Raw genomic sequence first — 14,178 nt, forward strand, 5'->3', positions numbered from 1 at the left:
CGTAGGGGCCAAGGTTCTGGCTTGCTCGCTCAACTAGCTGCCTCCCGCGGCGAAGTGGGCTGGGCCTTGGCTTGGGGGCTGGGGTGGGCTGCCTTGCTGAACCTTTCCGCTCAGCACCCCTTGCTGGTGCGGCTTGAGAGCGATGCCCAAGAATGGCTCTATGCCCTGCGCGGCCCCCAGCAGCCTTCCCCGGAGGTGGCAATCGTTGGCATCGATGGCCGCCTCGAAGGACAGGGGGAAAGTGGAGAGAGCAAGCCTCATCCCCATGTTGACTTTCTCCTGGAGCGCTCCAACTACGCTGCCCTGACCCTGCGCTTACTGGAAGAAGCAGAAGCCAGGGTGGTGGTGCTGAATCTGCCCAGTAGCTTTGTGGTGCCCCAGACGCTGGGTGACGAGGATCTGGATGCTCCCCTGCGTCAGGTAGTCCAGCGCTACCCAGATCGCGTAGTTCTGGCTACCCGCAGCAGTGAGAGCTTTGGCCGCCCTGAGATCACCATCTACAACCACTTCTTGCCTTTTTCCTCCCTACGGCTGGAGTATTTGGTAGCACCAGAACATGTTCAGGGAGTGGTGCAACACCGCCTGGATGGGGCTGGGATCCTGCGCCAGGCCCAGTTGCGAGGGCTCTACCTGCGCCGCGACAGCCAAAAGGAGCAGATGTTTGCCTCGGTGGAGGCCTTGGCTTTTGCCAAGTACGATCCAGAGCGGGCCAGCCGCTGGCTGCGCGAGCGGGGCTTCCGGCCGGTGCAATTCAACCCTCTCGGCGCCCAACACTCCATTCCCATCCTCCCTGTCGAACAGGTTTGTCCGCCCCTCCAGCTCAACCTCGGCCAGACTTGCGGCGCTCATGAAGGGATCCCTCCCCTCAAGCCCGAGGTAGCTCGTCAACTGCAGGACAAGATTGTTCTGGTCGGCTTTGTCGGCGGCTACCCCGAGACCTTCCCCGTGCGGACAGCGGATGGATCCCAGATTGCGGCAGTAGAACTCCAGGCGCAAATCCTCTCCAGCCTGCTCACTGGCCAGGTCTACCGATCCCTGCCGGCGGAGCTAGCAGCGGGAGTTGTCTTCCTCCTAGGCGCGGCAACGGGCCTGCTCTTGGTGCGCTATCGCTCCTCTTCGCGCGAAAACCGCTGGAAACAGGCGCGCTCTCTCCTCTTGCCGCTGCTAGGGCTAGCCGTTTACGAGGGCTGGGCTGTGGCCCAATTCTTGCTGGGGCGTTGGATTTGGCCGCTGACCTTGCCAGCTTTGGCCGTTGGCCTGACGGGGGTGAGCTTGCTGCTGACCCTGGTGATCTTGGAAAACCACCAGCGGCTTTTGGCTCAACAGCAGGAGTTGGAGCGCCTGCGCCGGGCTGAGCAGGAGGCAGCCATTGACCAAGCCCGTAAGCTCCTTTACCGGGTAGCCACCGACATTCACGATCGCGAGCTGCAGGAGCTGAAGGTGGTCATGGACGAGCTGGAGAGCTTGCAATGGCAACAGCAGCAGGGCAGGGCTCCCGATCCGGCTATTTACGATCGTCTGCTGGAGCAACTGGAGCAAATTGGGCGGGGCATTCGCGCCCAGCTCAACGACGTGCGCACCCTGGCCACCAAGCTGCACATTTCCCCTAGCTTGCGGGAAGGGCTGCACCGGGGCATCGACACCTACCTGGACGAGCTTATCCAAACGGGCAGCCTGACTTTACCTGTGGAGCGCCACCTACAGCCCTTAGCGGAGCCCAATACCAGTGAGTGGTTTGACCAGCGGGAGGACATCTTGCGCTTTTTGCGGGAGGCCATTGGCAACGTCATTGCCCATGTCCAGCCTCCCAAGGGCAACGCTTCCTTCGTCAAGGTGTCGCTGGTTCAAAGGGATCGCCTCTGCTGTCTGTCAATTATCAACGACGGCATAGAGTACGCCCCTACCCCGGGCGGCGGCTACGGCAGCAAGGCCATGAATACCATCGCCCGCTACCTACCCAAGGGCTCTTGGCACCGCACCCAAACCCCGGAAGGCTACACCCATGTAGAGCTACGCTGGGAGATGCCTGGTCCCTAGCTACAAAGAAGGCAAGAGAAGCTCTTCGGAAGCTCCCGCTTGCCTTCCCTTCTCCTAGCGACCCAAGGCCTGTAGCCAGCCGATGAGGGTGGTGCCGGACAACGCTTCAAACAAAATCAGCGCCACAAAGCCAATCATCGCCAAGCGCCCGTTCAAGCGCTCCGCATACTCGGTAAAGCCCACCCGTGGAACAGGGTCTACGTACATCTCTGGCTCAATGGCGTAGTTGTTGAGGCGGCCACCGTCTTCGACAACCACGGAGCGATATCTGCTCATAGGGTTCTCCTCATCCTTTCTTTAGCAGTGTAGCCTGCTCTATAGAGAATTGTAAAGTTTTGTTGAGGAAGCTGGGTAAGCAGGGTTGTGGCTTTCGTGAAGAGGTGCGAGCTCGGTGACTGAGACGCGGGATTTTGCTCCCTCCCGCTCCCCTGCAACCCGAAGACTACATCCCACTCTTCTCAAGCCAAGCCAGGTTGGGGATAATAGCAGCGGCTATGGGAGCAGCCATGTCAGCCCAGGAAAAGTTGCGAGCACTGCTGGAGACCCAGCCAGTAGCCAGTCTGGCAGTGCTGGAGCGGGGAGCGCCGGCGGTGTCGCTGGTGCCGTTTGTGGTGCAGTGGGATCCCCTGCGTTTTGCCATCGTCATTAGCGACCTTTCCCCCCACACTCAGGCCCTGCGGGAGGATCCGCGGGTCGGCCTGCTCATCCACGAGCCGCCCACGGCAGGGGATCCGCGCAGCAACCACGCCTTGCCGCGGCTAATGGTCAGTGGAACAGCCCAGTTCCTCAGCCGCGAGGAGGCCCAAGTCCAGGGGTTCGAGGCCCTCTACCGCTCCAAGTACGAGATTGCCGAGATAATCCTGGGGCTAGCGGACTTCCACTTCTGTCAGATCACCCCCACTGGGGGCAGCTTCATCCAGGGGTTTGGCCAGGCCTTCCGGCTGAGTGGGCCCAACTTGGATCACCTAGAGCACCCAGGGCGTGCGTAGGGGATCCCGGATCCAGGCCAGGAGCAGGGGGTTGACTAGCTCCGGCGCCTCATCTTGGGGGCAGTGGCCCACCCCCGGCAGGGGGATAAACCCCACCACGCAGGGAAACTCGGCCAGGGCCCGCCCTAGGGCAATGGGCTCCCAGGGATCTGCCTCCCCCCAGAGGATGAGGACGGGGCAGGTGACCTGCGGCAGGAGATCTTCGGCCAAGGGCCCCTGGGAGTAGCGGACAAAAGCCAAGAAGACCTCTGCCGCCCCTGGGTCGAGAGCCGGTTGCAGCAAAAGCTGCACTAGATCCTCCGTAACTGCCTCCTTGCGCCCATAGGCTTGGAGGAGGATCTGGCGAATGGCTCGGGGCTGAGCTAGCTGGGCAAAGAAAAACCGCCCGAAGGGGGGCCACCCCAGCAGGAACTGCAGCAGAGAAGCAGTCCAGCGGCGCAGCCAGGGGAGCTGGTGTCGCTTGCGCTCGTGCAGCAGCCGCAGCGAGGGATCCAACATCGCCACTCCCAAGACCTGGGCTGGCTCCAAAACAGCCGCCTGCAAGGCCACAATGCAGCCAATGGAGTTGCCCACCAGATAAGCCGGCTCCCCCACCACCTCCCGCCCAAAATCGGCCACCTGGGCACCCCAGGTTTCGAAGGTGTAGGGGAGCGGGGATCCGGGCAAGGGCTTGGCGGATCCCCCAAATCCCAGAAGGTCAAGGGCGTACACGCGGCAGTGCCGCCCCAGCTCCGGCAAATTCTTCCGCCAGTGGTCGCTGCTAGCCCCAAAACCGTGGATGAGCACCACCGCTGGACCAGCAGATCCCGCCTGCTGGTAGCGAATGGGCTGGCCCCGCCAGAGCCAGCGCCCCTCGCAAGGAGCAACACCGCTTGGAGAAGGCTGTTCGGGGAGCATGGGGATTAGGATGGCGCTCTTTTTTGCTGGCACAATTTGAATTGGGAAGCAAGTCCTCTTCCCCCTCGTGGCATGTCGCTGGTCACCTGCCCCCTCTTGGGCGTCAACCTGCACCTTACCCTGCCGGAAGCCCACCTGCAGAGCTACGCTGCCTGGATTGAAGCGCGCATCAGCCAGGGTCTGGGCGCCCAGGTGGTTACCTGCAACCCGGAGATGATCGTGCAGGCGCAGCGGGATCCGGCCTTTGCCCAAGTGCTGCAGGAGGCCGAGCTGGTGATCCCAGACGGCATTGGGGTAGTGTGGGCGTTGCGGCGGCAGGGGATCCGCGTCCAGCGGGTGCCAGGGATCGAGCTGGCCGAAGCCCTAATCTCGACGGCAGCTGCGCGGGGGTGGCGCCTGGCTTTGGTGGGGGGGAAGCCGGAGGTCAACCGGGCCGCGATTCAGCATTGGCAAGCCCGCTTTTCTTCCTTGGCCATCTGGGGCCACCACGGCTACTTCTCCCCCGCCGAGGAGGAAAACCTGCTGCCAGCTCTCCAGGCTTTTCAGCCGCAACTGGTGTGGGTAGGGCTGGGCTCCCCGCGCCAAGAGCTGTGGATTGCTCGCTGGCGAGCTCTTTTGCCCCAAGCCATCTGGATGGGAGTAGGCGGCAGCTTCGACATTTGGGCTGGGCAAAAACGACGGGCCCCCCGCTGGTGGCGCGACCATCACCTGGAATGGTTGTATCGTCTCTATCAGGAACCCTGGCGCTGGCGACGCATGCTGGCTCTGCCCAGGTTTGCCTGGCAAGTGCTGTGGTCTTCCTCCTCCTCCCCGGCTTCCTCCTTGTAGGTGCTTTGCTGTAAACTACCCTACGGCTAAAGCCGGGAGCTCTAAGGACGCCGCTCCGCTGGCACAAGCAGGGCAAACGGCTCCCGAAAGAAGCAGTGGCTCGCTTGCAGGCCAGGGTTGTAGAGGGTGGCGCTCCTTGCCACGGCTAAGTCTGGGGATCTGTGCGCCGCGTTTTTCCATATGGCTGGTCAGCCCGTTGGCTATGCTTCTTGCTACTTGGCCAATCCAAGCCCAAGCCTCTCTCTTCCAGCTTTAACGGACTTAGGCCTTCAACCTCGCCCGCGATCCCTGCCAAGCGGCTCCGAGAGCATGGTGTTGCTGCGGGGTGTGAGCAAAGTCTTTCCCAACGGCGAGTGGATCTTGCGGGAGGTAGACTGGGAGGTGCGCCGCGGCGAGTTTGTCTTCCTAACGGGGGCCTCGGGAGCGGGCAAATCCACCCTCCTGCGGCTGCTCTACGGGGCTGAACAGGCCACCAAAGGCACGGTGATGGTGGATGGGGTGTGCCTGTTTTCTTCGGAAGGTCGGCAGCGGCCCTACCGGATTTCCTCCCGTCCCCTGGCGATGTTGCGGCGGCGTTTGGGAGTGGTCTTTCAAGACTATCGCCTGTTGGCCAATCGCACCCTAGCGGAAAACGTGGCCTTTGTCCTGCGCGCCCAAGGGCTCTCCCCAGCAGAAATTCGCCGCCGCCTCGGGCCAACCCTGAAGATGGTGGGGCTGGCTGACAAGGAGGATCGCTTTCCCCACGAACTTTCAGGGGGAGAACAGCAGCGCCTCAGCCTGGCCCGTGCCATTGTCAACCTGCCGGTGCTGCTGCTAGCAGACGAGCCAACGGGCAACCTGGATCCGGAAAACTCGCTGTTGGTCCTTCAGATTTTGGAGCGGCTCAATTCCTTTGGGGTGACTGTCATCATGACCAGCCACGACCCCTATCTTGTGGAGCGGGCCGGCCACCGGGTGGTGCGCATAGAAGGAGGACGTCTGTATGATATGGGCTGAGGATCTGCTGGGATTCCCAACGCAAGGCGGCGCTCCAGAGGGCTGGAATCCCAACTTGGGTTTAGGTGGCGGTAGGCAGCATGCCATTTCTCTATAAGATCCGCTATCTCCTGCAGGAGACTCTTTTGGGGTTGCGGCGGGGAGGCTGGCTGAACTGGGCTGCTATCAGCACCCTGCTGGTGTTGCTGTTTTTGGTCGGGATCGGCTTGGAGCTGTCTTGGGGCGTGGAGGCGACGGTGCGCTCCCTGGGAGGACAACTGGAGATCTCCGTTTATCTAGAGCCGGGGCGCCGAGGGGTGGAGCTGGAGCCGCAAGTTGCCCGACTGCCTCATGTAGAAGCGGTGAGAGTGATCACCAAAGAGCAGGCCTGGCGCGACCTTTTGCTGGAGATGGGGATCCAAGATGAGGCGGCCCTGGAAACCCAGTTGGGAGAAAACCCCCTCGTAGATACCCTGCGGGTCAAGGCGGATTCTGCCGCAACCCTGGCTCAAGTGGCTGAGCAGATCCGTCGCCTGGAAGGGGTGGACGAGGTATACTACGGCAGCCGTGTTGTGGAGGAACTGGCCCAGCTTCAGGAGCTGCTGCGGCTGGGATCCCTGGGCATCCTTGGGGTGCTGACCCTGGCCGCGGTGGCTGTAACCACCACTACCATTCGCCTTGTCGTCATCGCCCGGCGGCGGGAGATTGAGGTGATGCAGCTGGTGGGGGCAACAGCAGCCTGGATCTACCTGCCCTTTGTTTTGCAGGGCTGCCTGTTTGGGTTGATCAGTGCCCTGGGGGCTTGGGGCTTGGTTCTGGGATCCCGGCAGTTGCTGCAGGAGGCGCTGGAGCAGCTCATTGCCCTGCCCTTGATCAAAGTGTTCCAGGCAGGTTCGGATCCCCTGAAGGCTTGGTTCTTACCGCTTTTGCTTTTGGGGATGGGAATTTCCCTAGGCACCAGCAGTAGCCTCATTGCAGTGCGCAAGTCAGCAGGTCGCGGGTTCTAAGCTTGGGACTTCTATGCCAGTCTACTCGGCCCCCTTACGCTACGATTTACTCAGGAACAGGAAGACTCCAACTATGGTGTCCCGCAACCCTCACTTGGCCATCGACAACGACGAACTCATGCGTCGGGTAGAGGCATTGATTAACGCTTCCAAAAATCGCTATCGCATTACCGTACAGGTAGCTAATCGTGCCAAGCGTCGCCGCTATGAGGATCCCGACGATGTCGAAGAAGGCTGGATGAAGCCCATTCGCCGCGCCATCCTCGAGATGTCGGATGAGCTGACCCAGCCAGAAATCATTGGCGATGAGTAGAAGTCGGCCCACCTCCTTGGAGCGGGAGGGAGCGCTCTTGAGGGACAAAGCTGGGTTTTTTGTCTACCAGCAGGCGCAGTTACTCCAAGAAGAAAAAGGCAATCCCAAGAATGGCATAGGTGGCCAAGAGCAAAAGCCCCTCCAACCAATTGGAACGCCCGTCGCTGGTAACGGAGTTAACCAGCAGCACGGAGACAGCAATTGCCACCAACTCCACTGGCCCGAAGTTAAAGTTCATCGGTTGGCCGAGGAGGCTACCGGCCAGCACCAAGAGAGGAGCCACGAACAGGGCAATCTGCATCGTCGAGCCCAGGGCCACCGAGAAGGAGAGATCCATCTTGTTTTTCAAGGCCACTGTGATTGCCGTCGCGTGTTCGGCCGCATTGCCGATGATTGGCAGCAGAATCACCCCCATAAACAGGGGCGTGACTTGCAACTGCTCGAGGGCGGTCTCCAGGGTATCCACCAGCAGCTCCGACTCAAGGGCCACTAGCACCGTTAGCCCCAAAAGAGCGAGCACCCAGGGCCACAGCCGCCTTTGCTCCGACGAGGCCGTCAAGATCTGGGGGATGGATCCCTCTGCCTGGAGAACCGGATTGGGGGCAAGACGGGCGGCAGCTTCCTCTTCCGCGGCTTCAGCTTCGTGAATGCTGTAGAGGTAGCTGTGGGTTTTGAGGGAAAAGAGCAAGGTGAGACCGTAGACGACTAGCAACACCAGAGCCACTGCCGTCGAGAGCTCCTGAATCGAGATCTCGCCCAAATTGGCATCGGCATAGGTAACCACGCTGGGCAGGATCAGCGCCACCACGGCCAGGTTCATTACTGAGGCGTTCATGCGCGCTACCTCAGGCCGAAAGCTCTGCTCGCGAAACTTGATCCCGCCCAGAAGCATGGCCAAGCCAGCCACCAGGAGCAGGTTGCTGATGATGGCGCCAGTGATGGAAGCCTTGACCACCTCCACCAGGCCAGCCCGCAGGGCCACCAGGCCAAGGATGAGCTCGGTGGCATTGCCAAAGGTGGCGTTGACCAGCCCCCCAATCATCGGCCCCGTCAAGGCAGCAATCTCTTCTGTGGCCTGGCCGGTAAACTTGGCCAAAGCCACCACTGCCAAAGCGGCGCAGAGGAAGATTAGGTTGGGATCCCAACCCCGAAGGTGGCCTATCCAGGAGAGGGGAACCCCCGCCAGCAGCAGAAACGGCAAGACGTTTAGGACTTTCTGCCAACCTGCTGCAGAACGAGCCGGGAAATTTGCATCCGCCAGAGTCATAGCTCCAAAGATGAAGACCAATAGCTAGTTCCATTTTCAGATAAAGCGGCTGCCGCTGCAGCTTTGAGACTTTGCGGAGAATAGAACTGCCCAAAGCAAGAGCCACCGTCTGGACATCCCCCGAAGCAGTCTAGCCGTTGCTGGGGAGGCGCGGGTAGGGGCTGCTGAGCTTCCCCTGCCAGGAGCTCTCTCCAGCCTCTCAAAACGAGGAGTGCCAGAGGTAGCTTTCAGCCTAGGTCCAGTTGCAGGGCCAGATCCAGCAGCCGATGGGCCAGGGTAGCCTTGGGGGCCAGGGGGAGCCGCTCGGGATCTCCCTGACGCGGGATCCAATAGCCCTGGTTGTGGCTGCTGCCAAAGCCGCTCTCCGGCTGGTCAATGGGGTTGGCTACGATGGCGTCTAGCCCTTTTTGCTGGAGCTTCTTGCGGGCTAGGGGAAGAGGATCCCCGCTCTGGGCAGCAAAGCCAATCAGGCGCTGGCCGGGACGTCGCTGGCGGGCCAAAGCTGCCACTAGATCAGGGACGGGTTCCAAAGCCAGCAGCGACGGCAGCTCAGTCTTAGCCAGCTTGCCCGTGTAGGTCTGCACAGGTCGCACATCCCCCACCGCTGCTGCCATCCACAGGAGATCGGCCTGGGGAAACTCGGCCTGCAAAACCTGCTCCAGTTGGGCTGCTGTCTGCACAGGGATGGCCCGAATGGCGAAGGGTGCTGGATCAAAGGGGATCCCCAGTGGCCCGTGCACCAGGGTAACCTTGGCACCTCGGCAGGCGGCAGCCACCGCCAGCGCCACCCCCATCCGTCCACTGGCCGGGTTGCCGATGAAACGCACGGCGTCAATGGGCTCCCGTGTACCCCCCCCTGTCACCAACACCCGCTTGCCCTGCCAATCTTTTTTCCCCCCTGTCCAAAACAAAGCCCGCACGTACTCCTGCAACACCTCCGGCTCCAGCATCCGTCCTTCCCCCACCGCATCGCAGGCCAGGCGGCCACTGGCAGTAGGCAAGGCCCAAAAGCGGGGATCCCGTTGCAGTCGCTGCCAATTCTCCGCCACCGCCTCAGCCTTCCACATGTGTGTATTCATGGCCGGCGCCAAGGCCACCGGACAGCGGGAAGCCAAAACCACATTGGTGAGCAAATTGTCCGCCAGCCCCTGGGCTAGCTTGCCTAAGGTGTTGGCCGAAAGCGGCGCAATCAGGAGAGCCTCGGCCCATTCCCCCAGCTCGATGTGCAGCGGTCGCCCCCGCGTAGCTTGCCAAAACTCGGCATCCGTAAAAACTGGCTGACGGGACAGGGTAGCAAAGGTCAGCGGGGAGATAAACTGCTCGGCGGCTCTGGTTAAAACCACCCTTACTTCTGCCCCCTGCTGCGCCAGAGCTGACACCAAGGCTGCCGTTTTGTAGGCTGCAATTCCCCCGCTCACCCCAACCAAAAGACGCCGCCCCGACCAAAAGAGATCCATATCAGTGAACACTCAAACAGCCTTGCTTCCAGTTTCCCTACTTTTGCCTCCTGCCAGCGACACAAATCCCTCGCCCAAAGGCGCTAGTACTCCGACAGTAGACCTAGCTGAGAACAGCACTTGCAAGCCTATGGCTTGCCTGCGGAGAACCCCTCTTTGCAAAAGTCCAACCCAACTCTACAGGCTCCGTCCCCTAGACAGAATTCACTACTGCGGCTTTGCGCACCCGCCTCCTTAGATCCTACTCGGTTGCCAAACTTATCCCTTCTAACAAGTCTAACAAGATAAGAAAGAGCTGAAGGCAACTCTATTGCAATCGCTATTTGTTTTTGGCTACACTAACTGTTGTCCTTAAACGCGCTTGATATGACTACGACCGGAAAGCCGAAGCCACTCACTGGCCAAGAGCTCCTCGACAGGGTAACCTCCATGGGAAACGCAGATCCCAAGGAGAAAGCTCGCGCTTGCGGTTACGTCACCTATACCAAGAACGGGCAGGAGCGAGTAAATCTGATGCAGTTCAACAACGCCTTGCTCAAGGCTATTGGGGTAGATCTCGGTACCAGTGATGAGAACGGTTCCCGCGGTCGCGCTCCTACCTTCCGGGTTTCGGTTCATAAGAACGGCAACATCCTAATTGGGGCCGCCTATACAAAGAAAATGGGACTCAAGCCCGGAGATCAGTTTGAGATCAAGTTGGGCCACCACAACATCAAGCTGGAGCGCGTCGACTGATTTCCCATCACCTACCTTGTCGAGGTTCTCTCTAGTAATGCCAGCGTTTCAGGGAGGTACGGTGGGTGGGAAATCTTCCCCCTCCTTGAGGCAGAGAAGGGATCCTCACATCTGTTGAGGATCCCTAGTTGCAATTGTTGAGGGCTCCAGCGTAGAGGGTTCATGAGGGCAACGGATCCGCAGGTTGGGTCACTGCCAAGGGAGTTGCTGCAGTGGGTCTCCTCTCAGCCAGCCCCTGGGCAGCAGGACGCATTTGGCTGCAATTTGAACAACGGCTGACGGTTCAGTTGGAGCCGCTGACAGCGGTCGTTTTCGACGTGTAGGGTAGGGCAGCGAGCTGCTGCTTAAACCGCAGGAGCTCTTGCGCTTCAGCACCAACTCTGCCCTCACCATCCCGATGCAGCCAGGGCTGCCCCTGCAGCAGGTTAGTCAGCTGCGCTTTCGCCCTGAGCCGCAGGACACCTACAAGCTGCACTTGTCCTGTCGTCAAGGCCGTGCTCCCACGAGTGGCAGGCAACCAGAACCTGAAGACGGTGCTAGTTAAGCTGGATTCGAAGCAGCAGCCCCTGATCCTTGGCCATGCTGTACCCATGCCGGTGGTGGTGCGAACCCGCCCCTACGACGAAAAGTTCTACGCTGAGATTGCCAAGCCCAACCGGTTGCAGGTCGAGGATGCGGAGGTGCTTTGGGCAGCTCAAAAAGCCAAGGAGGAGCTGGGGTTGTAGGGAGGACTCCCCCACAGGCCAGTCATCAGGCGCAGCAGAAAGCGCCGCAGTGGCGGGAAAACTATCATCCCCTGGAGAACCCAGCGCCGCCCAACCACTACGGGCCAGTAGGAGTTGGAGAAGGTGCGGGTGAGCAGGTCGGTAAAGAGCAGCACCACCCAGTTTTCCCAACGGCGACGGCGGCCGTAGCGCCGCAGGACTCTAACATCCCCCAGATCCTCCTGCCGCCTGCGAGCCTCCAGCAACACTTGGGCCAGGGCGGCAGCATCGCGGATACCGAGGTTTAGCCCTTGGCCAGCCACCGGATGGCAGTGGTGAGCCGCATCTCCCACCAAGGCCAAGCGGTGCTGATAGTAGCGGCGGCTCTGGCGCAGACGAGCGGGGAAGAGCTGAGGCGGGTTCAGCAAGGTCAGGCAGCCGCCCTGGGAACCATAGTAGCGCTGCATCTCGGCCAAGAAGTCAGCCTGAGAAAGAGCCAGCGTGGCTTTGGCCTGCTCATGGGGCAAGATCCAAACTACCTGGCAGCGATTGCCAGGCAAGGGCAGGATGGCAAAGGGCCCAGCAGGCCAAAAGCGTTCGTAGGCGATGTTTTGGTGGTCTTGGGCAGGGGCCACCAGGGCAGTGATACACGACTGCCAGTAGTCCCAGCCGTCGCTCGGGATCCCTGCCCACTGCCGCACCTGGGAGCGCAGACCATCGGCGGCTACTACCAGCGAGGTCGCCAGTCGGCGCTGACCTTGGGCTGTTGTCAGCTCCACCTCAGCCGCGCTTTTCCCGTAGGTAACTCGCTCCACCCTGGCTTCGTAGTAGCAGGTAATGCAGGGATCGGCAGCCACCTGCTCCTGGAGCACCTGCTGCAGCCAGGCATGTTCGCCGCAGTAGAAAACTGCTGTTTCCCCCACATCCTCCGGTCTAAACGTCACCCGCTGGGGAGCGTCGGCATCTGTCAAAATGACTTGGGCAAAGGGGGTAATGTGGGGAGCTAGGGCCTCCCACACGCCAATTGACCGGAAGATGCGGATTGACAGGGGCGAAAGGGCGTAGGCCAGGGGGCGTTGCCGAACAGCCTCAGACGACTGGGCCTCAACGAGGGCTAAACGCAGGCCGGAGGCTCGGAGGGCACAGGCTAGGGTTAGACCCGTGATGCCTCCGCCGACAATCACCACATCGTAGAAGGCTTCCAAGGTATCTAAAGGGGAAGCAAGGGCTGTCATTTCCCACTTGGGTAGTCAGGTGCTGTAGGCCACTGCCTCCACGCAACTCGAGTTAGCTGGCGTGGCCGCTCGCACGGCTCGGAACATGCCAAAGCGGCAGAGGCCGGTACTGAAGGCCAGGTGCATGAGTAAGAAAGTGGGCACCTCCCGCAGCGACTTGATCAGGCCCACCAAGCCAAACTTTAGCAACCCCTCCGGCCGGACAACCCCCTGCCAGATGGAATCTAACCAAGAAGGAAGAGTCTCTTGGGTCCAGTCGGCAGTCTCCACTCCTCCCTCTACCAGCCCTGTGGCTTCCAGCGCTTCCACAAAGCCTTCGATGCTGGAAAAAGCAGGGTGCGCCCACTGATCCAACAACTGCCGCATCACCAGGCGCTCCCAAAAGTTGAGGGGCTTTTGGCGGTCGTCGCGCTGGTTCCAGTCCGCCACCACTAGAATGCCGCCTGGCTTGAGCACCCGCAGCATCTCGCTAGCATAGCGGGCCTTGTCTGGCATGTGGGGGCCGGCCTCAATGGACCAGACGACATCGAAGCTGGCGTCGGGAAAGGGGAGGTCGAGGGCGTCGGCCACCTGAAATCGCACAGGCAGATCAGGAGGGGTGAGCTCTTGGGCCCGCTTCACCTGCTGCGGACTGATGGTAATGCCGGTTACCACAAAGCCATAGTCGCGAGCCAAGATGCGGCAGCTGCCGCCAATGCCACAGCCCACATCCAGCACTGTTGACCCCGGCGGCAGCCGATCCAGCCCGCCCCAGCGCACCATCTCATGGACAAAGTCGTGCTTAGCCTGGATGAAGTTTTTCCGCCGCGGCGGGGATCCGTAGTGGCCCAGGTGGATGTGTTCGCCCCAGTAAAACTCCAGGATCCCGTCCCGCGTCCACTCGTCATAGGCGCGGGCTACCGACTCAGGAGAGCGATACTTGCGAGCAGTCAGCACGTAGGCCGCTAGACCTACGCCTAGGAGCAAAACTGGGGCCAAAATCCAAAGCATTGGGCGCATGAATAACTAGAGGCTGCCCGAGTTGAGACAGACAGAATCCCAAAAGCTCGCTAGGGCATTATAGCCTTGGAGAGCCAGTTTTCTTGACCCCGCGGAGGTTACTAGGCTCCTCCTCGCGAGTCTGAGAGATACAAAAAACAGCGCCCTTCCCCCTGCTAGCAGCAGGAAGACTTCTGGCGCCTCTTGCAAGGGGCCTCTTTGAGGATCCCCCCAAAGCACTTGCCTGGAGGTTAGCTCATGCTAACTCGCGTACGGTCGTAAGTCAAGCGGAAGGTGGGATGCACTTTCCCTTGGATACGATTCCAGAAGTTGCGCACATTGGTGTGCAGGCCAACCCGCTCTGTACCGCGTACCAGCATCGCCTGCTGCCGAATTCGAATAGCGCGTTGGTGGCCCGCCATCAGCCGACGAGCTAGCTCATCCAAAACGTGGGAACGGCCAGGGGTTGCTGCCGCCTCGGAGGCTACTGCTGGAATCTCTTGAGCCACTGCCTCAGCAGCTTTGGGACGATAGGCTACTCCCCGGTAGAGAAAGTCCAAGTTGGTGGACAAAACCAGCGGCTTGGTTAGGTGGCGGAACCGCCAGTCCAGCCCTCGATAACGGCCCCCCACCTTGCCAGGGGAAACGGTCACGGTCGCCGGTGAGAAGGTGTAACCGACACCACGGTAAGAGAGTTTCATCATCTTCGCCTCCAAAGTTGAGAGTTGTTGGTATCCCCTTCACCTCCCAAGGTGA

At 60.7% G+C, this 14,178-nt stretch carries 15 protein-coding genes; 8 read left to right on the forward strand and 7 right to left on the reverse strand.

Annotated elements, in window-relative coordinates; genetic code table 11:
* Positions 1-21: 21 nt before the first annotated feature.
* On the forward strand, positions 22-2,037 hold the full coding sequence (locus tag NW804_RS02330; RefSeq protein ID WP_414422764.1) for a CHASE2 domain-containing protein: 2,016 nt from the start codon (positions 22-24) through the stop codon (positions 2,035-2,037).
* A 54-nt stretch (positions 2,038-2,091) separates the two neighbouring features.
* Here NW804_RS02330 and NW804_RS02335 read toward each other — a convergent pair whose 3' ends face one another.
* Positions 2,092-2,313 (reverse strand): high light inducible protein, encoded by a 222-nt coding sequence (locus tag NW804_RS02335; RefSeq protein ID WP_414394644.1) that lies wholly within the window; start codon positions 2,311-2,313, stop codon positions 2,092-2,094.
* A gap of 230 nt (positions 2,314-2,543) precedes the next feature.
* Between NW804_RS02335 and NW804_RS02340 the strand changes: the two genes are divergently transcribed.
* A complete protein-coding gene (locus tag NW804_RS02340) occupies positions 2,544-3,026 on the forward strand; it encodes a pyridoxamine 5'-phosphate oxidase family protein (protein ID WP_414409890.1) in 483 nt (160 codons plus the stop codon).
* On the opposite strand, the gene NW804_RS02345 is transcribed toward NW804_RS02340, so the two are convergent.
* Positions 3,003-3,923: an alpha/beta fold hydrolase gene (locus NW804_RS02345; protein WP_414405727.1), complete on the reverse strand. Its 921-nt coding sequence runs from the start codon at positions 3,921-3,923 to the stop codon at positions 3,003-3,005. The two genes, NW804_RS02340 and NW804_RS02345, sit on opposite strands and share 24 nt — an antisense overlap.
* A 36-nt stretch (positions 3,924-3,959) precedes the next feature.
* Between NW804_RS02345 and NW804_RS02350 the strand changes: the two genes are divergently transcribed.
* The 4 genes from NW804_RS02350 to NW804_RS02365 all read left to right on the forward strand — a co-directional run bounded on the left by NW804_RS02350 (position 3,960) and on the right by NW804_RS02365 (position 7,046).
* Complete coding sequence (locus NW804_RS02350) at positions 3,960-4,751, forward strand: WecB/TagA/CpsF family glycosyltransferase (protein ID WP_414422765.1); 792 nt, start codon at positions 3,960-3,962, stop codon at positions 4,749-4,751.
* A 309-nt stretch (positions 4,752-5,060) separates the two neighbouring features.
* Positions 5,061-5,747, forward strand: a complete 687-nt coding sequence (locus tag NW804_RS02355) for a cell division ATP-binding protein FtsE (protein WP_414409888.1) — start codon at positions 5,061-5,063, stop codon at positions 5,745-5,747.
* 80 nt (positions 5,748-5,827) lie between these two features.
* Entirely contained in the window at positions 5,828-6,733 is a 906-nt protein-coding gene (locus NW804_RS02360; RefSeq protein ID WP_414422766.1) for a cell division protein FtsX, read from the forward strand.
* A gap of 73 nt (positions 6,734-6,806) precedes the next feature.
* On the forward strand, positions 6,807-7,046 hold the full coding sequence (locus NW804_RS02365; RefSeq protein WP_414405696.1) for a DNA-directed RNA polymerase subunit omega: 240 nt from the start codon (positions 6,807-6,809) through the stop codon (positions 7,044-7,046).
* A gap of 79 nt (positions 7,047-7,125) precedes the next feature.
* Here the strand turns inward: NW804_RS02365 and cax are convergent, their stop codons facing one another.
* Both cax and coaBC read right to left on the reverse strand, forming a co-directional pair.
* Positions 7,126-8,313 (reverse strand): calcium/proton exchanger, encoded by a 1,188-nt coding sequence (cax, locus tag NW804_RS02370; protein ID WP_414422767.1) that lies wholly within the window; start codon positions 8,311-8,313, stop codon positions 7,126-7,128.
* A 227-nt stretch (positions 8,314-8,540) separates the two neighbouring features.
* A complete protein-coding gene (coaBC, locus tag NW804_RS02375; RefSeq protein ID WP_414422816.1) occupies positions 8,541-9,770 on the reverse strand; it encodes a bifunctional phosphopantothenoylcysteine decarboxylase/phosphopantothenate--cysteine ligase CoaBC in 1,230 nt (409 codons plus the stop codon).
* A 429-nt stretch (positions 9,771-10,199) separates the two neighbouring features.
* On the opposite strand from coaBC, the gene NW804_RS02380 reads away from it, so the two are divergent.
* Positions 10,200-10,505 carry an AbrB family transcriptional regulator gene (locus tag NW804_RS02380; RefSeq protein ID WP_414394661.1) on the forward strand — a complete coding sequence of 102 codons (306 nt, stop codon included), beginning with the start codon at positions 10,200-10,202 and terminating at the stop codon, positions 10,503-10,505.
* A gap of 506 nt (positions 10,506-11,011) precedes the next feature.
* On the forward strand, positions 11,012-11,230 hold the full coding sequence (locus NW804_RS02385) for a hypothetical protein (protein WP_414394663.1): 219 nt from the start codon (positions 11,012-11,014) through the stop codon (positions 11,228-11,230).
* On the opposite strand, the gene NW804_RS02390 is transcribed toward NW804_RS02385, so the two are convergent.
* The 3 genes from NW804_RS02390 to NW804_RS02400 form a co-directional block, all read right to left on the reverse strand.
* Positions 11,200-12,444 carry an FAD-dependent hydroxylase gene (locus tag NW804_RS02390; protein WP_414420993.1) on the reverse strand — a complete coding sequence of 415 codons (1,245 nt, stop codon included), beginning with the start codon at positions 12,442-12,444 and terminating at the stop codon, positions 11,200-11,202. The genes NW804_RS02385 and NW804_RS02390 overlap by 31 nt on opposite strands.
* Before the next feature lie 15 nt (positions 12,445-12,459).
* On the reverse strand, positions 12,460-13,443 hold the full coding sequence (locus tag NW804_RS02395) for a methyltransferase domain-containing protein (protein ID WP_414422768.1): 984 nt from the start codon (positions 13,441-13,443) through the stop codon (positions 12,460-12,462).
* Between the two features lie 230 nt (positions 13,444-13,673).
* On the reverse strand, positions 13,674-14,126 hold the full coding sequence (locus tag NW804_RS02400) for a DUF4278 domain-containing protein (RefSeq protein ID WP_414409883.1): 453 nt from the start codon (positions 14,124-14,126) through the stop codon (positions 13,674-13,676).
* Positions 14,127-14,178 lie beyond the last annotated feature (52 nt).

This window comes from Synechococcus sp. WC10meta (genome assembly GCF_047461475.1).